Annotated in this window: 17 protein-coding genes and 1 pseudogene; 6 read left to right on the top strand and 12 right to left on the bottom strand. The window is 60.4% G+C overall.

Annotated elements, in window-relative coordinates; all coding sequences use genetic code 11:
* Nucleotides 1-141 precede the first annotated feature (141 nt).
* Nucleotides 142-813: a ribonuclease T gene (gene rnt / locus INT12_RS29105; protein WP_017844623.1), complete on the bottom strand. Its 672-nt coding sequence runs from the start codon at nt 811-813 to the stop codon at nt 142-144.
* On the bottom strand, nt 810-1,856 hold the full coding sequence (pyrC, locus tag INT12_RS29100) for a dihydroorotase (protein WP_017844624.1): 1,047 nt from the start codon (nt 1,854-1,856) through the stop codon (nt 810-812). Before pyrC ends, rnt begins: the two co-directional genes overlap by 4 nt.
* Nucleotides 1,857-2,012: 156 nt before the next feature.
* On the opposite strand from pyrC, the gene INT12_RS29095 reads away from it, so the two are divergent.
* The 3 genes from INT12_RS29095 (at nt 2,013) to INT12_RS29085 (ending at nt 5,513) form a co-directional block, all read left to right on the top strand.
* Nucleotides 2,013-2,921 (top strand): flagellar protein MotY, encoded by a 909-nt coding sequence (locus tag INT12_RS29095; RefSeq protein WP_193059128.1) that lies wholly within the window; start codon nt 2,013-2,015, stop codon nt 2,919-2,921.
* Nucleotides 2,922-3,050: 129 nt separating this feature from the next.
* Nucleotides 3,051-4,268: an argininosuccinate synthase gene (locus INT12_RS29090; RefSeq protein WP_017844626.1), complete on the top strand. Its 1,218-nt coding sequence runs from the start codon at nt 3,051-3,053 to the stop codon at nt 4,266-4,268.
* A gap of 612 nt (nt 4,269-4,880) precedes the next feature.
* The gene (locus INT12_RS29085) at nt 4,881-5,513 is read left to right on the top strand and encodes a response regulator transcription factor (RefSeq protein WP_193059127.1); all 633 of its coding nucleotides are present in this window, start codon (nt 4,881-4,883) and stop codon (nt 5,511-5,513) included.
* 87 nt (nt 5,514-5,600) lie between these two features.
* Here INT12_RS29085 and INT12_RS29080 read toward each other — a convergent pair whose 3' ends face one another.
* The 8 genes and pseudogenes from INT12_RS29080 to metG all read right to left on the bottom strand — a co-directional run bounded on the left by INT12_RS29080 (nt 5,601) and on the right by metG (nt 12,251).
* Nucleotides 5,601-5,780 (bottom strand): PA3496 family putative envelope integrity protein, encoded by a 180-nt coding sequence (locus tag INT12_RS29080; protein ID WP_017844628.1) that lies wholly within the window; start codon nt 5,778-5,780, stop codon nt 5,601-5,603.
* 106 nt (nt 5,781-5,886) lie between these two features.
* Nucleotides 5,887-6,525: an endonuclease III gene (gene nth / locus INT12_RS29075; protein WP_193059126.1), complete on the bottom strand. Its 639-nt coding sequence runs from the start codon at nt 6,523-6,525 to the stop codon at nt 5,887-5,889.
* Between the two features lie 25 nt (nt 6,526-6,550).
* A complete protein-coding gene (locus tag INT12_RS29070) occupies nt 6,551-7,045 on the bottom strand; it encodes an Rnf-Nqr domain containing protein (RefSeq protein WP_046384540.1) in 495 nt (164 codons plus the stop codon).
* Nucleotides 7,038-7,622 carry an RnfABCDGE type electron transport complex subunit G gene (locus tag INT12_RS29065; protein ID WP_046485777.1) on the bottom strand — a complete coding sequence of 195 codons (585 nt, stop codon included), beginning with the start codon at nt 7,620-7,622 and terminating at the stop codon, nt 7,038-7,040. Before INT12_RS29065 ends, INT12_RS29070 begins: the two co-directional genes overlap by 8 nt.
* Nucleotides 7,619-8,578, bottom strand: coding sequence for an RnfABCDGE type electron transport complex subunit D (locus tag INT12_RS29060; protein WP_046485775.1), 960 nt, complete (start codon nt 8,576-8,578; stop codon nt 7,619-7,621). The genes INT12_RS29065 and INT12_RS29060 overlap by 4 nt, the downstream gene beginning before the upstream one ends.
* 556 nt (nt 8,579-9,134) lie before the next feature.
* Nucleotides 9,135-9,506, bottom strand: a pseudogene (rsxB, locus tag INT12_RS32105) (electron transport complex subunit RsxB); the annotation flags it as partial.
* A gap of 17 nt (nt 9,507-9,523) precedes the next feature.
* On the bottom strand, nt 9,524-10,096 hold the full coding sequence (locus INT12_RS29050) for an Rnf-Nqr domain containing protein (RefSeq protein WP_193040861.1): 573 nt from the start codon (nt 10,094-10,096) through the stop codon (nt 9,524-9,526).
* A gap of 103 nt (nt 10,097-10,199) precedes the next feature.
* The gene (metG, locus tag INT12_RS29045; protein WP_104903832.1) at nt 10,200-12,251 is read right to left on the bottom strand and encodes a methionine--tRNA ligase; all 2,052 of its coding nucleotides are present in this window, start codon (nt 12,249-12,251) and stop codon (nt 10,200-10,202) included.
* Nucleotides 12,252-12,422: 171 nt separating this feature from the next.
* On the opposite strand from metG, the gene apbC reads away from it, so the two are divergent.
* Nucleotides 12,423-13,517, top strand: coding sequence for an iron-sulfur cluster carrier protein ApbC (apbC, locus tag INT12_RS29040; RefSeq protein ID WP_017844637.1), 1,095 nt, complete (start codon nt 12,423-12,425; stop codon nt 13,515-13,517).
* Nucleotides 13,518-14,015: 498 nt separating this feature from the next.
* Here apbC and fdxA read toward each other — a convergent pair whose 3' ends face one another.
* Both fdxA and mutS read right to left on the bottom strand, forming a co-directional pair.
* The gene (gene fdxA / locus INT12_RS29035; protein WP_003222178.1) at nt 14,016-14,339 is read right to left on the bottom strand and encodes a ferredoxin FdxA; all 324 of its coding nucleotides are present in this window, start codon (nt 14,337-14,339) and stop codon (nt 14,016-14,018) included.
* A 142-nt stretch (nt 14,340-14,481) separates the two neighbouring features.
* Nucleotides 14,482-17,073 (bottom strand): DNA mismatch repair protein MutS, encoded by a 2,592-nt coding sequence (gene mutS, locus INT12_RS29030; protein WP_026139756.1) that lies wholly within the window; start codon nt 17,071-17,073, stop codon nt 14,482-14,484.
* Between the two features lie 197 nt (nt 17,074-17,270).
* Here mutS and INT12_RS29025 point away from each other — a divergent pair, with 197 nt between their 5' ends.
* Nucleotides 17,271-18,005, top strand: coding sequence for a helix-turn-helix transcriptional regulator (locus INT12_RS29025; protein WP_026139757.1), 735 nt, complete (start codon nt 17,271-17,273; stop codon nt 18,003-18,005).
* Between the two features lie 710 nt (nt 18,006-18,715).
* The coding region (locus INT12_RS29020) for a phage holin family protein (protein WP_102667096.1) at nt 18,716-19,020 on the top strand (305 nt) is incomplete at its 3' end.

Genomic DNA, 19,020 nt, shown 5'->3' with positions numbered 1-19,020 from the left:
CGTCAGGCGCGACTCTCATCGTGGCGCTGGGGCATACCCCAAACAGACGCCGGATAGATTTAAGCAAGCCAACCACACCACCCGTTGATCAGTATTGCAAAAATGGGGGTGACCATAGATTTTTATGCGCGGGATTCCACTTCAGTCGTTGAAGTCTTCCCAGCCGCCCATCTGTTTCCAACGGTTGACGATGCCGCAGAACAGCTCGGCGGTCTTTTCGGTGTCATAGCGCGCCGAGTGGGCTTCGCGACCGTCAAAGTCGATACCGGCGGCCTGGCAGGCTTTGGCCAATACGGTCTGGCCATAAGCCAGGCCGGCGAGCGTAGCGGTGTCGAAGCTGGAGAACGGGTGGAACGGGTTGCGCTTCATGTCCAGCCGCGCCACGGCGGCATTCAGGAAGCCCAGGTCGAAGCTGCTGTTGTGCCCCACCAGGATCGCGCGTTTGCAGCCATTGGCCTTCAACGCCTTGCGCACGCCACGGAAGATATCGGTCAGTGCTGCTTCTTCACTCACCGCCATGCGCAGTGGGTGATCGAGCTTGATCCCGGTGAATTCCAGGGCTGCGGCTTCGATATTGGCGCCTTCGAACGGCTCGACGCGGAAGAAGTGGGTGTGTTCCGCGAACACAAAACCCTGTTCGTCCATGCCGATGGTGGTCGCGGCAATTTCCAGCAGCGCGTCGGTGGCGCAGTTGAAGCCACCGGTTTCTACGTCGATGACGACCGGCAGATAGCCGCGAAACCGCTCGGCCATCGGGTGACGGGAACCGCCACCGCTGTGCTCGTGTTCGTCATCGTAATGGTCTTCACTCACTTGCTTTCCTCCAGCAGGCGCCAGCGCAGTGTTTCACCGGCGCGCAGCGGGATAACAGTCAGCTCGCCAAACGGCAGGCTGACGGGGGCAGTCCAGTCTTCACGGACCAGGGTGATGCGGTCGGTATTCGCCGGCAGCCCGTAGAAACGCGGGCCGTTGAGGCTGGCGAAGCCTTCGAGTTTGTCCAGGGCGTTGCGTTGGTCGAACGCTTCGGCGTACAGCTCGATCGCCGCATAGGCGGTGTAGCAACCGGCACAACCGCAGGCCGCTTCCTTGGCATGCTGGGCGTGGGGCGCCGAGTCGGTGCCGAGGAAGAACTTCGGGTTGCCGCTGGTCGCAGCGTCCAGCAGGGCCACCTGGTGGGTGTTGCGCTTGAGAATCGGCAGGCAATAGAAGTGCGGCCGAATCCCGCCCACCAGCATGTGGTTGCGGTTGTAGAGCAGGTGATGGGCGGTGATGGTCGCGCCAACGTTGGCCGAGGCCTCGGTGACGAACTGCACCGCATCGGCCGTGGTGATGTGTTCGAACACCACCTTGAGGGTCGGAAACAGCTCGACCACTCGGCGCATATGCTCGTCGATGAAGATCTTCTCGCGATCGAACACGTCGACGTCGCCGCGGGTGACTTCACCGTGGATCAACAGCGGCATGCCGACTTCGGCCATCGCTTCGATCGCCGGCAGGATCTTGTCGATGCTGGTCACGCCGGAGTCGGAGTTGGTGGTTGCGCCCGCCGGATACAGCTTGGCGGCGTGTACGAAACCGCTGGCCTTGGCCTCGCGGATTTCATCGGGCTGGGTGCGGTCGGTCAGGTAGAGCACCATCAGCGGTTCGAAGCGGCTGCCGGCCGGCCGTACAGCGAGGATGCGCTGGCGATAGGCGTCGGCCTGCGCGGCATTACGCACCGGAGGTACCAGGTTAGGCATGATGATGGCGCGGCCAAACGTGCGCGCAACATCGGCCACGGTGTGGGGCAACGCAGCACCATCGCGAAGATGAATATGCCAGTCGTCGGGACGCAGCAGGGTCAGGCGGTCGGACATTGGGGATTCCAGGCGGGTCAATCTGGTGGGAATGCTACCGGAAAAGACTCTTGCAGGCACTCGCTATCAAGTTTTGCCGGATGCATCCGATAGCCTTTGGTATGCCTTAACGATGTATGACGCTTTGAAGTGTTGTAGAAACCAGTGGAGCCTCCCGTGCGCCAGCATTATCTAGCCCTGCTCAGTGTGTTCGCCAGCCTGCCTGCGATGGCCCTCACGTTCCAGACACGTCTGGAGAATATTGAGTGGAAGGTGGAGGGCGACAAATTCGAGTGCCGCTTGACCCAGCCGATCACCGATTTCGGCTCGGGTGAGTTCGTGCGCCGGGCCGGCGAGCAGGCGACATTCCGTCTGAAAGCCTTTAACGGCTTGCTCGGTGCAGGATCGGCGACCCTGCTGGCGGCGGCTGCGCCATGGCCACCGGGCCGTGGCGATATCAACCTCGGCGCCGTGCGTGCCGGCAGTGGCGAGGTCTTGTTCAACAGTTCCCAGGCCCAGGCCGGGCGCCTGTTCAATGGCCTGCTCGAGGGGCGCAGCCCGACCGTGCGGCATTACGGGCGTGAAGGCGGCTATTCGGAAATTCGTCTGTTGCCGGTGAAATTCAACAAAGCCTACAACGACTATCAACTGTGTACCGCCAAGCTGCTGCCGATGAATTACGATCAGGTCAAGCAGACCGAAGTCGGCTTCCCCGGTGGCGGTATCGAGCTGGACGCAGCGGCCAAGCGCAAGCTGGCGGTGATCGTCGAATTCATGAAGGCCGATCCGACGGTCAACCATATCGAATTGAACGGTCACTCCGACAACAGCGGCAATCGCCTGACCAATCGCGATGTCTCGCGCCGTCGCGCATTGGCGGTGATGGACTACTTCAAGGCCAACGGCGTGCCGGAATCGCAGATCACCATGCGTTTCCACGGCGAAAGCTACCCCCTGGCGCCCAATACCAATGCCGCCAACCGCGCGCGCAATCGGCGCGTCAATATCCAGCTCGAACGCGTGGCCGCCCCCGAGAAACCGGCGGCGCAAGCCAAGGGCCCGAGCACCCCCGCCGCTACGTCATAAGGTGCGACCATTGGTCGCCCGCTCGACATAATCTGTCGCTTTATCTTCATTTGCTGTCGCGCCCCTGTAATTTCGCGGTTTTGATCGGTAGAATCGTTGCCTTTCCGTAAAACCCCGTGGAGTGATGGCATGGCCGACGTAAACAAGGTCGTTCTCGCGTATTCCGGCGGCCTGGACACTTCGGTGATCCTCAAGTGGCTGCAGGATACTTATAACTGTGAAGTGGTGACCTTCACCGCTGACCTGGGTCAGGGCGAAGAGGTCGAACCTGCACGCGCCAAGGCGCAAGCCATGGGCGTCAAAGAGATCTACATTGACGACCTGCGCGAAGAGTTCGTCCGCGATTTCGTTTTCCCGATGTTTCGCGCCAACACCGTCTACGAAGGCGAGTACCTGCTGGGTACCTCCATCGCACGTCCGCTGATCGCCAAGCGCCTGATCGAAATCGCCAACGAAACCGGCGCTGACGCCATTTCCCATGGCGCCACCGGCAAAGGCAACGACCAGGTGCGTTTCGAACTGGGCGCCTATGCCCTCAAGCCGGGCGTGAAAGTGATTGCCCCTTGGCGTGAATGGGACTTGCTGTCCCGTGAAAAGCTGATGGATTACGCTGAAAAGCATGGCATCCCGATCGAGCGTCATGGCAAGAAGAAGTCCCCGTACTCGATGGACGCCAACCTGCTGCACATCTCCTATGAAGGCGGCGTGCTGGAAGACACCTGGACCGAGCACGAAGAAGACATGTGGCGTTGGACCGTCTCCCCGGAGAACGCTCCTGACAAGCCGCAGTACCTGGAACTGACCTACCGCAACGGCGACATCGTCGCGCTGGACGGCGTCGAGATGACCCCGGCCACCGTACTGGCGACCCTGAACCGTATCGGCGGCGAACACGGTATCGGCCGTCTCGACATCGTCGAGAACCGTTACGTGGGCATGAAGTCCCGTGGCTGCTACGAAACCCCAGGCGGCACCATCATGCTGCGCGCCCACCGCGCGATCGAGTCGATCACCCTGGACCGCGAAGTGGCTCACCTCAAAGACGAGTTGATGCCCAAGTACGCCAGCCTGATCTACACCGGCTACTGGTGGAGCCCTGAGCGTCTGATGCTGCAACAGATGATCGACGCTTCCCAGGCTCACGTGAACGGCGTTGTGCGCCTGAAGCTGTACAAGGGCAACGTGATCGTCACCGGTCGCAAGTCCGATGAGTCGCTGTTCGACGCCAACATCGCCACCTTCGAAGAAGATGGCGGCGCCTACAACCAGGCGGACGCAGCAGGCTTCATCAAGTTGAATGCACTGCGCATGCGTATTGCGGCCAACAAGGGTCGCAAGTTGTTCTGAGTGTTCCCGTCGAAATGAAAAGTGGCCCCTTGTTCAGGGGCCATTTTTTTTGCCTGTAAAAAAGGCGCGACGATCCTGATGTTTAAAGTTGTTTAGGTTTGTTTAAAGTCTATCGAGGTTCGTCGTTTCAGAAAGTTTGATGCCTGGCCCGCCGAGGAATGAATTATTTACACCTGAGTAGGAACTATGTCTTACAGAAAATTCACTCACAAAAGTGCGGCGTAGATGTAAGTCGCGGAAAGTTCTGTAGGAAATTTATGGTGTAAATAAATATGTTGAATGGAACTGAAATCATCAGGCTTTTTTTACCTGTCGGCCCATGCGGTCGCGACATGCAAGGGGCATTTCCTGAAACGGGTGTGCGCTGTGTTTACGGTTGCCCCCCTATTCACCGGATATTTCTCTCAAAATATGTGCGAGCCCGGAAAGGTCTGAAAGGCTCCATAAAACTCGAAACATCTGAGTTGGTGTTTTTTTGTAGGTTAATTCCTATCTCGTTGTGGGTTGGGTCTCTGCTTGCTGTTGCTTGGGGTGGAACGCTATGCCAACTAGGAAACGACTAGGCTATTGTGCTTGCTCTGAATAATTCGAACAGCGAAATTGGACTTTCTCATGAATAAAGTGCTGATCGTGGATGATCATCCCGTCATTCGTCTTGCTGTGCGCCTGCTAATGGAGCGTCATGGTTATGAGGTCGTTGCCGAGACCGATAACGGTGTCGATGCGTTGCAACTTGCACGGGAACATATGCCGGACATTGTCATACTGGATATTGGAATTCCCAAACTCGATGGCCTGGAAGTTATCTGCCGGCTGTCGTCCACCAAACAGGCCACACCGTTCAAGGTGCTGGTCCTGACTTCCCAGGCGCCGGGCCATTTCTCCATGCGCTGCATGCAGGCGGGGGCGGCCGGGTACGTGTGCAAGCAGCAGGACCTGACGGAATTGCTGAGTGCCATCAAGGCGGTGCTGTCCGGTTACAGCTACTTTCCCAACCAGGCGCTGAATTCGGTGCGTTCCACCATGGGCAACGCCAGCGAGGCCGACATGGTCGAGCGCCTTTCGGGACGCGAGATGATGGTGTTGCAGCAACTGGCGCGCGGCAAAACCAACAAGGAGATCGCTGACGGCATGTTCCTCAGCAACAAAACCGTCAGCACCTATAAGACACGCTTGCTGCTCAAGCTCAATGCCCGCTCACTGGTCGATCTGATCGAGTTGGCTCAACGCAATGGCCTGGTCTAGAGGAGGGCGCCACCCCATGGCTGGATAGCCAGGCGAATCGGCAGAAAAAAGCCTCCGTGAGGGAGGCTTCCGGCCGTTCTCGGCTGATCAGAGGTCGAAATCGTAATCGGCCAGCTGTTTTTGCAAGCGTCGCTCTTCCAGAAGGTTGTCGATGGTGCGGCGTTTGCTTAGATTGGTCTTGGCCACCTCTACAGGTGCTTCCTGCCCATCGTCATCCGACTCGACAAGGTCATCGTCCACTTCCAGTTGTTCTTTGCCAGTGCTCATAACGTTAACTCCGGGCTAAGACTGCCGTTGGCGCTCCTTATAACGATATTCCATGAGCGGGTAAAAAAGATTTTTTCAATCGATAGATCGAAAAACCTATGATCCCTCAATCGTCCGACGTCTTGTCCTTGTATTCGCACAGGTCTTCGATGCGACAGCTGCCGCAGCGCGGCTTGCGGGCCTGGCAAACGTAGCGCCCGTGAAGGATCAGCCAGTGGTGCGAATCGAGCAGATACGGCTTGGGGACAAACTTCATCAGTTGTTTTTCCACTTCCACCACATTCTTGCCGCGGGCAATGCCGGTGCGGTTGCTCACCCGGAAAATGTGGGTGTCCACGGCCATGGTCAGTTGCCGGAACGCCGTATTGAGCACAACGTTTGCCGTTTTGCGGCCCACGCCTGGCAAAGCCTCCAGCGCTTCGCGGGTTTGCGGCATTTCGCCGCCATGCCGCTCCACCAGTAGGCGGCAGGTCTCGATGACATTTTTCGCCTTGCTGTTGTACAAGCCGATGGTCTTGATGTATTCGGACAAACCTTCCACGCCCAAGGCATGGATCGCTGCCGGCGTGTTCGCCACGGGATACAGTTTGGCCGTGGCCTTGTTGACGCCGACGTCTGTGGATTGGGCCGAGAGAATCACCGCAATCAGCAACTCAAACGGCGTGGAGTAGGCCAGTTCGGTTTTGGGTTCCGGATTGTCTTCGTGGAGCCTGCGGAAAATTTCCAGGCGTTTTGCGGCGTTCATGGGGCAGGTGATTCCTTGCTGGCGGTCAGCGTGATTGTGAAAAATGGGCCCAGGCTTGCAACCCAGCGAGCAATAACCCGAGCAGGATAAACCCGGCCGGCATCAATGTGGTGGCGGCACTGGCGCGTAACAACCCCATGACGAGCATGAGCGCGGCGAACAGGCCGACCAACCGTAGCTGCGCCTTGCGCTGGCCCGCCTCAAAGAAACCATGGTGTTCCAGGACGACGCATTGCACGCTGATCAGCGCCAGGTAGATGCCCAACTGCTGATACAGCGGCAGCGCAAATGCCTGCAACAGTAGCTGCACACAACTGACCAGTGTCGCGGCGACCATCAAGCTGGCACCCAGCCGCAGGGACGCGCTCAGGCGCGAGCGCACCGCGCGCATGACCAGGCCGTAGAGCGTCACGGTCAGCGCCGACAACGCCAGGAAACTCAGGGCTTTGGGCAGGGTGTCAGTCACCCCGAGCAACGGTGCCAGCATCGCTGCATTGGCCAGGCCAACGGCTCTAGTCATGGGCGTCGGGCTCCAGCAGGGATGAGCGGTGCTCGTCGAAATAGCGCAAAGCGTCATGGGTGGCACTGATCACCGCTCGAGAGGTGAGGGTGGCACCGGCTATTTGATCGACGGTCGAGTCTTGCATGTCCGTGCGCGAACGCCCCTTGAATGAAGCCAGCCAAGGGTTGCCGGGCTGGCTGATAAGCCCGCCCAGGCTTGGGGTTTCCGATTGCGCCAGGGTCTTGATGCCCAGCAGCTTGCCGTCGCGGTCAATGGCGATCAGCAGTTCGATCGGGCCGGCATAGCCGCTGGTGCTCAACCGCAGCAGCACCGCGCTGGGTTGGCCCGACAGGCTGACCCGATAGCCACCCAGCAGTTGGCTCTCCTCCAGCGGCTGCACAGCGATCGGCAGCGGTTGCTCCAGCGGCTGATTGTCATAACGGTCGGCGGGTAGCAGGTCGAGCAACGCCTGGCGCTTCAGGGCCAGGGCCTGGCGCGCGGCGTGATCGGCAGTCAGGTGCTGAAGGGTCAGGATCAGCGTGCCGCCGCCGATAGCGATCAGCAACGCCAGCAGTACGCCTCTGTGCGACTTCATAGGCTGACCGCCGGCTGTTTCGCGGCCACCAGGCGTTCCAGCGCCGGCACGGCCAGGTTCATCAGCAACACCGCAAAGGCTACACCGTCCGGGTAACCGCCCCACGTGCGAATCAGATACGTCAGCAGGCCCACGCCCGCCCCGAACAGCAGCCGGGCCCTGGGGCTTTTCGGGCCGGAGACCGGCTCGGTGACGATAAAAAATGCGCCGAGAAGCGTGGCGCCCGTCAGCAGATGAAACAGCGGCGAGCCGTGGGAGTCAGAGCCCGAGCCATTCCAGCACAGCAGGCTGATCACAAACAGGCTACCCAACATGCCCAAGGGCGCGTGCCAACTGAATACCCGCTGGCGCAACAGCCACAGCCCGCCGGCCAGAAACGCCAGGTTCACCCACTCGCTGCCCTTGCCGCCGACATGCCCAAATGCCGGGTTGCGCGCGAACAGTTCATCGATGGTCAGGCTTTTGTTCAGTCGCAGGGCGTCCAGTGCCGTGGCCTGGGCCCAGGCATCGGGCGCGTCGCGGTGTAGGCCGAATACCTGTTGTGCGCCGGCCAGCAGGTCCATGCCGTGGGTGGTCGGCCAGTGCGTCATGAGTTGCGGAAAGGCCACCAGCATCGACGCATACCCGACCATCGCCGGGTTGAAGGGGTTGCGCTGGCCGCCGTACAGGTGCTTGCCCAGCAGCAGTCCACTGGCCACGGCCGCCACGCACAGCCACCAGGGGCAATAGGGCGGCAGTGCCAGGGCGAGCAGGGTCGCGCTGACCAGGCTGCTCAGATCGCCGCCACGCGCCCCCCGCAGGCGCTGCACGCCCGCATCGACCAACAGTGCGCAGCCCGTCGCCAGCAACAGATTGATCAACACGCCCCAACCGAACAGCCAGAACATTGCCAACCCACCCGGCAGTGTCGCCAGCAACACCCGTTGCAGGGCCTGTTGAGGCTCAAGCGTGGCCATGTGCATCCACCTGGCGCTGTGCTGCGTCGAGATTGGCGTGTGCCTCGGCCAGTTGCTGTGGGTCGGCGTTCCGATCCTGGGCTTTCTTCAATTCGGCGCGCCGCATTGCCAGTTGGATCTTGGCGCGCTTGAGATCGGCGGTGTTGGCAGGGGCCGGCGGTGCAGGCGCGGGGGTCACCTCCAGAGCGGCCAATGCCTGCTCCGCGGCTTCGAACTGTTGTTGCAGCACGATCAGTTGCGACTGCTGTTCAAAGGTGGGCGGATGCCCGAATGCCTTCAAGGATTTATGCAACTGCGCACGGCTCATCGCCACGTTGATCTTGGCTTTCTTGATCGCGGCGTCCTGGGCTGCCTGCGCCGCATCGATCGGCACGGCGGCCAACGGCGCGGCCCGCTTGGCGCGGGCCAGGCGTTCGGCCTGCTTGTGTTCTTCTTCCCGTTGCAGGCGCGCGTTGCGTTGCTCAAAGCGTCGCCGTGCGCGGTCTCGCTTCAAGCCGCGCGCGCGGCGCTCGTGGTCGTTGGTCGCCAGGCCGCCGACAATCGGCAGTACCGCCACTAGCGGGCGCATCTCGATGCAATCGACCGGGCAGGGCGCGACGCACAGGTCGCAACCGGTGCATTCGTCGATGATCACGGTGTGCATCCATTTGGCCGCGCCGACAATCGCATCCACCGGGCAGGCCTGGATGCATTTGGTACAGCCAATGCATTCGGCCTCACGGATGTAAGCAATCTGTGGTGGCGCTTCGCCGCGGCTGGTGTCCAGCGCCAGTACCGGCACGTTCAGCAACTGCGCGAGCGCGCCGATCGTTTCCTGCCCGCCGGGCGGGCACTTATTGATGGCTTCGCCTTGGGCGATCCCTTCGGCGTAGGGCTTGCAGCCCGGGTGCCCGCACTTGCCGCATTGGGTTTGCGGGAGCAGCGCGTCGATACGTTGAATCAGGCTCATGCTTTGATCATTGCGTTGAAACCCAGAAAAGCCACCGCCATCAGCCCGGCGCTGATCAGTTCGACCGGCAGGCCGCGGAAGGGCAGCGGGATGTCGTTGTCGGCGATGCGCTGGCGCAAGTCGCTGAACAGGCTCAGCACCAGCCAGAAGCCGAGCCCGGCGCCCACGCTCAGTGCCGCCATGTGCGCCAGCCCCTCATCGTCTTCAATGCCCAGCAACACCACGCCCAGTACCCCGGCGTTGCCCAGCAGCAGCGGCCATAACCCTTCCGTCGGCAGCGTAGGGCGCAGGCGCGTGAGCGCGTCGAGCACGGGGCGGATCAGCAACGCGGTCAGCGGTAAAAACACCCACAGCCGCAGGGCAGTCAACCCCAACGGTTGCAGCACGTAGTGATCCAGCAAATAAGCCAGCACGCCGCTCACTGCCATCAACACGGTGGTGGCAATCCCCAATGCATGCACCCGCGAGCGTGAATGCGCGGCCAATATCGGCTCGACGGCCAACGGCATCTGCAACACGAGGTTGTTGATCAAGGCGGCGCTGACAAGGGTGAGGAGCATATCGGTCATGGGCATGCCGGTTAAGCGAACAGGGCCTGATTATCCGGCAAGCGAGAAGGGGGTACTAGCTGAAAAGCCCTGTCGCCGCGACGACAGGGCTGTTTTGCAGGGCTTACTTGATGCGTTGACCCGGCTTGGCGCCGCTGTCAGGGCTCAGCAGGTAGATTTCTTCGCCGCCGGGGCCGGCCGCCATCACCATGCCTTCGGAAATACCGAACTTCATTTTCCGCGGCTTGAGGTTGGCGATCATCATGGTCAGGCGACCATTGAGCTTGGACGGGTCCGGATAAGCGCTCTTGATCCCGGAGAACACGTTGCGTTGCTCGTCGCCGATATCGAGGGTCAGGCGCAGCAGCTTGTCGGCACCTTCCACGGCTTCGGCCTTGAGAATCAGCGCAACCCGCAGGTCGACGGCGGCAAAGGCGTCGAACTCGATCTCCGGGGACAGCGGGTCCTTGACCAGTTCACCGTTGCCGGCCGGGTTCGATTCGCCGGTGTCGGTCGGGCTGGCGACCAGGTCTTCTTTCGACGCGTCGCTCATGGCCTGGACTTTTACCGGGTCGATACGGGTCATCAGCGGCTTGAACTCGTTCAATTGATGGTTGCTGAGCAAGCTGGCGTGGTCGTTCCAGGTCAGCGGCGCGACGTTGAGGAACGCCTCGGCATCCGCGGCCAGCAACGGCAGCACCGGCTTGAGGAAGATCACCAACTGGCGGAACAGGTTGACGCCGGTGGCGCAGATGGCCTGGACTTGCGCCTGCTTGCCTTCCTGCTTGTTCAGCGACCACGGTGCCTTGTCGGCGATCCACGCGTTGGCGCGGTCGGCCAGGCCCATGATCTCGCGCATGGCGCGGGCAAAGTCGCGGGCTTCATAGGCGTCGGCGATGCTTGGCGCGGCGGCCAGGAATGCGTCGGTCAGTTCCGGCGCGGCATTCTCGGCCACCAGCACACCGGCATTGCCCTTGTGGATGAAACCGGCACAACGGCTGGCGATGTTGACGACTTTACCGACGAGGTCCGAGTTGACCTTCTGTACGAAGTCTTCCAGGTTCAGGTCGAGGTCGTCGACGCCACGGCCCAGCTTGGACGCGTAGTAGTAGCGCAGGTATTCCGGCGACAGGTGATCCAGGTAGGTGCGCGCCTTGATAAAGGTGCCCCGGGACTTGGACATCTTCTGGCCGTTGACGGTCAGGTAGCCGTGTACGTTGATGCCGGTCGGCTTGCGGTAGCCCGCACCTTCGAGCATCGCCGGCCAGAACAGGGCGTGGAAGTTGACGATGTCCTTGCCGATGAAATGGTACAGCTCGGCGGTGGAGTCCTTGCCCCAGAACGCATCGAAGTCCAGCTCCGGCGTGCGCTTGCACAGGTTCTTGAAGCTGGCCATGTAGCCGATCGGGGCGTCCAGCCACACGTAGAAATACTTGCCCGGCTCGCCTGGGATCTCAAAGCCGAAGTACGGCGCATCGCGGGAAATGTCCCACTGTTGCAGCCCGGCATCCAGCCATTCGGCGATCTTGTTGGCGACGGCGTCCTGCAGGGTGCCGCTGCGCGTCCAGGTTTGCAGCATCTGCTGGAAATCCGGGAGCTTGAAGAAGAAGTGCTGGGAATCCTTGAGCACCGGGGTGGCGCCGGAGATCGCCGACTTGGGGTTCTTCAGGTCGGTGGGGGCGTAGGTGGCACCGCATTTTTCGCAGTTGTCGCCGTACTGGTCCTCGGTGCCGCATTTCGGGCAGGTGCCCTTGATGAAGCGGTCGGCCAGGAACATTTTCTTTTCCGGGTCGAAATACTGCGTGATCGAGCGCGTGGCAATGTGCCCGGCGTCCTTCAACCGCAGGTAGATCTGGCTCGACAGCTCGCGGTTTTCGTCGGCGTGGGTCGAATGGAAGTTGTCGAAGTCGACCAGGAACTCGGCAAAGTCGGCGCTGTGTTCAGCCTGCACATTGGCGATCAGTTGTTCCGGGGTGATGCCTTCCTTTTCGGCGCGCAACATGATGGCCGAACCGTGGGCGTCGTCCGCGCAGACATAGATGCATTGATTGCCGCGATGCTTCTGGAAGCGCACCCACATGTCGGTCTGGATGTACTCAAGCATATGGCCAAGATGGATTGAACCATTGGCATAGGGCAGGGCGCTGGTGACGAGGATCTTGCGTGGCTCGGACATGGGGCTCGGCTACTCGATGAAACGGAGGTCGGCCACTATAAAGCGCCGGCAAATATATTTCACCCCGTGGCGCTGTTTCAGCATCTTCCCAACCTGCGAAAGCATGCCGTTAAGCCGCTGGAACGGTTAGGATAGCCGCCTGTTTCAGTCAGTCTTTTTCGGGAGTAGCCCATGAGCGCCGTTAATCGCGCAGCGGTGGAAGCCGTTCTTCGCCAGTACACCGACCCCTATTTGAACCAGGATCCGGTCAGTGCCGGTTGTGTCCGCGCCATCGAGATCCAGGGTGACCAGGTGTCGGTCCGGATGGAGCTGGGCTATGCCGCCGGTCTGTTCAAGAGCGGCTGGGCGCAGATGCTGCAAATGGCCATCGAAGGCCTCGAGGGCGTGCGTTCCGCCAAGGTCGACATTCAGTGCGTGATCGCGCCGCACAAGGCCCAGGCGCAGATCCCCGGCCTGGCCAACGTGAAGAATGTGGTGGCCGTGGCCTCCGGCAAGGGCGGCGTGGGCAAATCCACCACGGCGGCCAACCTGGCGCTGGCGCTGGCGCGCGAAGGCGCCCGCGTGGGGATTCTCGACGCGGATATCTACGGCCCGAGCCAGGGCGTGATGTTCGGCATTGCCGAGGGCACCCGCCCGAAAATCAAGGACCAGAAGTGGTTCGTGCCCATCGAGTCGCTGGGTGTGGAAGTGATGTCCATGGCGTTCCTGACCGACGACAACACGCCGATGGTGTGGCGCGGGCCGATGGTTTCCGGCGCCTTGCTGCAACTGGTGACCCAGACCGCCTGGGGCGATTTGGACTACCTGGTGATCGACATGCCGCCAGGCACCGGCGACATCCAGCTGACCCTGGCGCAAAAAGTCCCGGTGGCCGGTGCGGTGATCGTGACCACGCCGCAGGACCTGGCGTTGCTGGACGCGAAGAAAGGCGTGGAAATGTTCCGCAAGGTCAACATCCCGGTGCTGGGCGTCGTGGAAAACATGGCGGTTCACATCTGCTCCAACTGTGGCCATGCCGAGCATTTGTTTGGTGAGGGGGGCGGCGAGAAGTTGGCGACCCAGTACGGCGTCGAACTGCTGGCCTCGCTGCCGCTGGCGATGGTGATTCGCGAACAGGCCGATGGTGGCAAACCGACAGTGGCAGCCGAGCCTGATGGCCAGATCGCCATGGTTTATCAGGAACTGGCGCGTCACGTGGGCGCGCGGATTGTCCTGCAAGAAGCGGCTTCACCGGCCATGCCGACGATTACAGTCAGCGACGACTGAGTCATTCGTAGGAAACAAGCCCCGCTATTGTCGGGGCTTTTTCTTGTCCGCCGAACGGCCAGGTATCGCTTGCCAGGCTCTTACGCAGTTGCTCGTGTAAGCATTTGCTTACTCTCGCGTAAGTGTTTGGTTTTTTTTGCGCTTCCGGACGTCTCAAATTGTCTGGTCATATTTCTAATCAATTGAAATATAACAATTATTTATTGGCTCGCGAGAGCGAAAGCTCGGCAGGCGACGGGTTGGGTTGCGTTGTACTTCCCTGGGAACTGGTTACTATCAGTCCTGTGTCCACGGATTGACACAGCCATCAAGGAACGATGGTTTGAAGGAACGTCGCAGGATGCGATTCATCAGGATGATGAAAAAGGAATACAGGGACTAGGGAAAAAATGTGGGCGGGTCATACCGCCCCTTTTTTCGCCTGCAGAAAAGTGAAATGCCTGCCCCTGAACGCAAAAAAGGCCCGCAAGGGGCCTTTTTTGTTGGGCTGCGGCGCTGTCAGCGCTCGAGATCCTTGATCTTGCCTTTTACGCCATCCCACTCTTCCGCATCCGGCAGCGACTCTTTCTTCTCCGTGATGTTCGGCCAGATTTCCGCCAGTTCGACGTTCAACTGGATAAATTCCTGCATATCTTCCGGGACCTCGTCCTCGGAGAAAATAGCGACGGCCGGGCATTCAGGTTCACACAGGGCGCAGTCAATGCACTCATCCGGGTGGATCACCAGGAAATTCGGGCCTTCGTAGAAGCAGTCCACCGGACAGACTTCTACGCAGTCGGTGTATTTGCACTTGATGCAGTTGTCGGTGACGACGAAGGTCATTTCTAATTTTCTCCTCAGGCGGCGGCAGCGAAACCCCTTATGGTGGGGCCCGCGAGGTTTGAGAGCGATAATCTGCGAGCCAGGCTAAAAGCCCGCAGCATCCCAAACCGCGCGAGATAATATCAGCTTGCAAGCGTCTGCGTTAGATCTGTGTCTTCAGTGTATAGAGCATTTCCAGCGCTTTTCGCGGTGTCAAGTCGTCCAGGTCAAGTTTTGCCAATTCATCCAGCACCGGATGGGGCAGGCTGGCGAACATATCGCTCTGGTGTGGCGCGTTGGATTTGCTGTTGCTCTTCTTCGGGCTGGCGACCACGGTGTCGTGGGGCAGGGCGGTGGCTTCCAGGCGGCTGAGGTGCTCGCGGGCGCGGGTGATCACGTCGTTCGGCACACCGGCCAACTGCGCCACGGCCAGGCCGTAACTCTGGCTGGCCGGCCCTGGCAGCACATGGTGCAGGAACACAATACGCTCGTTGTGCTCGGTGGCGTTGAGATGCACGTTGGCCACCAGCGGCTCGCTTTCCGGCAGCACGGTCAGTTCGAAGTAGTGGGTGGCGAACAGCGTATAGGCGCGCAGGTGCGCCAGGCGCTCGGCCGCCGCCCAGGCCAGGGATAGGCCGTCGAACGTGCTGGTGCCGCGACCGACTTCGTCCATCAGTACCAGGCTGCGCTCGGTGGCGTTGTGCAGGATGTTCGCGGTTTCGCTCATCTCCACCATAAAGGTCGAGCGGCCGCCGGCGAGGTCATCGCTGGAACCGATCCGCGTGAAGATGCGGTCCACCAGGGACAGCTCGCAACTGGCCGCTGGCACAAAGCTGCCGATATGCGCGAGCAACACGATCAATGCGGTCTGGCGCATGTAGGTGGATTTACCGCCCATATTCGGACCGGTGATCACCAGCATGCGGGTTTCGTCATCCAGCGACAGATCGTTAGCGACAAACGGCGTGGTCAATACCTGCTCCACCACCGGGTGGCGCCCCTGCACGATACGCATGCAGGGTTCGCTGACAAACCGCGGGCAGTTCAAGTCAAGGTTCAGCGCACGCTCGGCCAGGTTGCTCAGCACATCCAGCTCGGCCAGGGCGGCGGCGGTGTCTTGCAGTGGCGCGAGGCGGCTGATCAAGTCTTCGAGCAGTGCTTCATACAGCATCTTTTCCCGCGCCAAGGCACGGCTCTTGGCCGACAGCGCTTTATCTTCGAACGCTTTCAGCTCAGGGGTGATGAAGCGTTCGGCACCTTTAAGGGTTTGACGACGTTGATAGTCGATGGGCGCCTGCTCGGCCTGCTTGCTCGGCAACTCGATGAAGTAGCCATGCACACGGTTGTAGCCTACCTTCAGGTTGGCCAGGCCGGTGCGGGCTTTTTCGCGGGCTTCCAGGTCGATCAGGAACTGCCCGGCGTTTTCGCTCAGGGACTGCAGTTCATCCAGTTCGCTGTCGTAACCGGTCTTGAGCACGCCGCCGTCGCGGATGATCGCCGGCGGGTTGTCGATAATGGCTTTTTCCAGCAGGGCCGCGAGGTCCGGGTAGGTGCCGGTGGTGACGGCCAGCTGTTGCAGGTGCGGCGTGTCCAGTTCGGTCATCGCCGCTTGCAACTGCGGCAGGGCGCCGAGGGCATCGCGCAGGCGCGCCAGGTCGCGCGGGCGTGCGTTGCGCAGGCCGATCCGCGCGAGGATGCGCTCGATATCGCCGATTTCTTTCAACTGCGGCTGCAGCTTTTCGAAGCGATAACCGTCGAGCAGGCAGGTAATCGACGTCTGCCGCGCTTGCAGCACCGTCAGGTCGCGCAGCGGACGGTTCAGCCAGCGCGTCAGCAAGCGGCTGCCCATGGCGGTCTGGCAACGGTCGACCACCGATTGCAGGGTGTTGTCGCGCCCGCCCGCCAGGTTGGTGTCCAGCTCCAGGTTGCGACGGCTGGCGCCGTCGAGCACCACGGTATCGTCCAGGCGCTCATGGCGCAGGCTGCGCAAGTGCGGCAGAGCGGTGCGCTGGGTTTCCTTGGCGTAGCTGAGCAGGCAACCAGCGGCGCCGATGGCCAGGGTCAGGGTTTCGCAACCGAAGCCCTTGAGGTCCTGCACGGCGAACTGCTGGCACAGACTTTTCAGCGCCGAATCGCGCTCGAAATCCCACGGCGCGCGACGCTTGGTCCCACGACGACGTTCCGCCGGCAGGTCCTTTGGCCAATCATCCGGGATCATCAGCTCCACCGGATTGATACGCTCCAGCTCCGCCAGCAGGTTCTCCCAGCCTTTGGTCTCCATCACGCTGAAGTTGCCGCTGGTGATATCCAGCACCGCCAGACCGAACAAGCGCTCGTCGCCGAGCACCGCAGCGATCAGGTTATCGCGACGCTCATCAAGCAGCGCCTCATCACTCACCGTCCCCGGCGTAATAATACGCACCACCTGACGCTCAACCGGCCCTTTGCTGGTGGCCGGGTCGCCGATCTGTTCGCAGATCACCACCGACTCGCCCAGCTTCACCAGCTTGACGAGGTAGCCTTCCAACGAATGGTAAGGAATCCCACACATCGGAATCGACTGCCCCGCCGACTGCCCACGGGCGGTCAGGGTGATGTCCAGCAACTTGGCGGCTTTCTTCGCGTCTTCGTAGAAGATCTCGTAGAAATCGCCCATGCGATAGAACATCAACTGATCAGGGTGCTGGTTTTTCAGGCGCCAGTACTGCTGCATCATTGGGGTGTGGGAGGACAGATCGGAAGTGGTTTTACTCATCAGATAATTAGCGAATTCGTTAAAAGGAGTGGCAAAGGGGGCACTTGGCCCGGCTGATTTTGCGATGGCGGCAAGGTTAACACGCGAGGTCGACCCTTCGCAGGCCTGCTCAAAAGACACGGTGAGTGCATAAAAAATGCATCGTCAATGCAAATTAGCATTTGCCAAGCTTCAAATCTGTCGTCACTATCCGCTTTATGCAAAAACGCAACGTTTCTATCGTCTTAAGAGAATTGCTGGACCGCGACCGGATCTCCCCCACGGAGCTTCACCGGCGTACCGGCGTGCCTCAATCCACGCTGTCCCGGATCCTCAGCGGCAAGATCGTTGACCCTTCGGACAAGCATATTTCGCGCATTGCCGAGTACTTCCGCGTCAGCACCGACCAACTGCGCGGGCGCGCGGCGGTGGGCGTTTCGCGGGATGAAGGGCGCGACCCGATGCATTCGGAACTCAAGGACATAAGCCTGTGGGATGACGACACCCCCGTGAATGACGACGAGGTGTCCATCCCCTTTCTGCGTGAGGTTGAATTGGCTGCTGGATCAGGAAGATTCGTCATCGAGGAAAGCGAGAAGGCCAGCCTGCGGTTCGGCAAGCGCAGCCTGCGGCATAACGGTGTGCAGTTCGACCAGGCCAAGTGTGTGACGGTGCGCGGCAACAGCATGTTGCCGGTGCTGCGTGATGGCGCGACGGTGGGGGTGAATGCGGGCAAGAGTGCGATTGGCGACATCGTCGATGGCGACTTGTACGCCATCAATCACAATGGTCAGTTGCGGGTCAAACAGCTCTATCGCCTGCCTTCCGGGATTCGCCTGCGCAGTTTCAACCGCGATGAGCACCCGGACGAAGACTACAGCTTCCAGGACATCCAGGATGAACAGATCAGCATCCTCGGTCATGTCTTCTGGTGGGGCATGTACGCCCGTTAACCTTTTTGTGTAAGACGAAGCCCGCCAATGAGCGGGCTTTTTTTCGTCTGTAGAAAGGCATCAAACCCTTTGCCAGCAAGGCTTCCAATGCATTAGTGCATTTGTTCGGCAAAAATAAATGCATTTGTGCATTGACTGTATATGCATACATGCATATTCTTTGTCTCAAGCCGGCCAACAAGGCTCGGTGGAGGCGGCAAGGATGCTGCCAGGAACGACAAGGAAGGCACGCAACACCGGCACGGACGCCATCGAAGCGATGGCAGGGATGCCAGGTAACACCGGCAAGGATGCCGACGCTCTTTAGTTTCACCGTTTTACAAGAACAGGCAGCGATGAACCGGCCTTGACGGTTCAGAGGGTTGGCAACTGACCCGGGTGTGCAGCGTAAAGCACCAGAAGCAGTTATCCGGCAGACAGGGATCGTGGTCGGAAAAACATTGAGGAAAGATCCGTACCGCGCCAGTAGCGCCGAAAGATCGAGTACCCAGCCTCACCCATACTGATCCTTTTGAAGGCGTCTTTTGTCGCCATGCGGCGTTGCCGCTCAACAACAGCCACTCCTCACAAGAGGATCGTATGGGTGAGGCTGGGCACAGGACCGCATTACTGAAAAGCCCGGGCAACCGGGCTTTTTGGAATGCCTACCTATAAATGGATTTACCCAAACGCCGGCATTTTGCCGGCATTGCTCAGCCAGGAGGCGTGACATGACAAACGAGCAGCAAGCGTTAGCGGAAATGCCTATCTGGCTGGTGATCGTACTGGCGCTGATCGGCGGAGTTTCTGGCGAAATGTGGCGCGCCGACAAGGAGGGCGCCCGTGGTTGGTCGCTGATCCGGCGCCTCGCGTTGCGGTCTGGGGCGTGCATGGTCTGCGGGGTCTCGGCGTTGATGCTGTTGTACGCCGCCGGCATGTCGATCTGGACCGCCGGCGCCCTCGGCTGCCTGACAGCCATGGCCGGTGCAGACGTCGCCATTGGCCTTTATGAACGTTGGGCGGCCAAGCGCATTGG

Origin of the sequence: Pseudomonas sp. K8 (assembly GCF_014889455.1) — a bacterium.
GTDB lineage: Bacteria > Pseudomonadota > Gammaproteobacteria > Pseudomonadales > Pseudomonadaceae > Aquipseudomonas > Aquipseudomonas veronii.
This window is presented reverse-complemented; position numbering and strand designations above follow the sequence as displayed.

What these genes read in the sequence shown, in the direction of transcription:
- pyrC (WP_017844624.1), bottom strand. Translation starts at nt 1,856, where the DNA reads ATGTCCGACCGCCTGACCCTGCTGCGTCCCGACGACTGGCATATTCAT.
- INT12_RS29090 (WP_017844626.1), top strand. Translation starts at nt 3,051, where the DNA reads ATGGCCGACGTAAACAAGGTCGTTCTCGCGTATTCCGGCGGCCTGGAC.
- INT12_RS29085 (WP_193059127.1), top strand. Translation starts at nt 4,881, where the DNA reads ATGAATAAAGTGCTGATCGTGGATGATCATCCCGTCATTCGTCTTGCT.
- INT12_RS29080 (WP_017844628.1), bottom strand. Translation starts at nt 5,780, where the DNA reads ATGAGCACTGGCAAAGAACAACTGGAAGTGGACGATGACCTTGTCGAG.
- nth (WP_193059126.1), bottom strand. Translation starts at nt 6,525, where the DNA reads ATGAACGCCGCAAAACGCCTGGAAATTTTCCGCAGGCTCCACGAAGAC.
- INT12_RS29070 (WP_046384540.1), bottom strand. Translation starts at nt 7,045, where the DNA reads ATGACTAGAGCCGTTGGCCTGGCCAATGCAGCGATGCTGGCACCGTTG.
- INT12_RS29065 (WP_046485777.1), bottom strand. Translation starts at nt 7,622, where the DNA reads ATGAAGTCGCACAGAGGCGTACTGCTGGCGTTGCTGATCGCTATCGGC.
- INT12_RS29060 (WP_046485775.1), bottom strand. Translation starts at nt 8,578, where the DNA reads ATGGCCACGCTTGAGCCTCAACAGGCCCTGCAACGGGTGTTGCTGGCG.
- INT12_RS29050 (WP_193040861.1), bottom strand. Translation starts at nt 10,096, where the DNA reads ATGACCGATATGCTCCTCACCCTTGTCAGCGCCGCCTTGATCAACAAC.
- metG (WP_104903832.1), bottom strand. Translation starts at nt 12,251, where the DNA reads ATGTCCGAGCCACGCAAGATCCTCGTCACCAGCGCCCTGCCCTATGCC.
- apbC (WP_017844637.1), top strand. Translation starts at nt 12,423, where the DNA reads ATGAGCGCCGTTAATCGCGCAGCGGTGGAAGCCGTTCTTCGCCAGTAC.
- fdxA (WP_003222178.1), bottom strand. Translation starts at nt 14,339, where the DNA reads ATGACCTTCGTCGTCACCGACAACTGCATCAAGTGCAAATACACCGAC.
- mutS (WP_026139756.1), bottom strand. Translation starts at nt 17,073, where the DNA reads ATGAGTAAAACCACTTCCGATCTGTCCTCCCACACCCCAATGATGCAG.
- INT12_RS29025 (WP_026139757.1), top strand. Translation starts at nt 17,271, where the DNA reads ATGCAAAAACGCAACGTTTCTATCGTCTTAAGAGAATTGCTGGACCGC.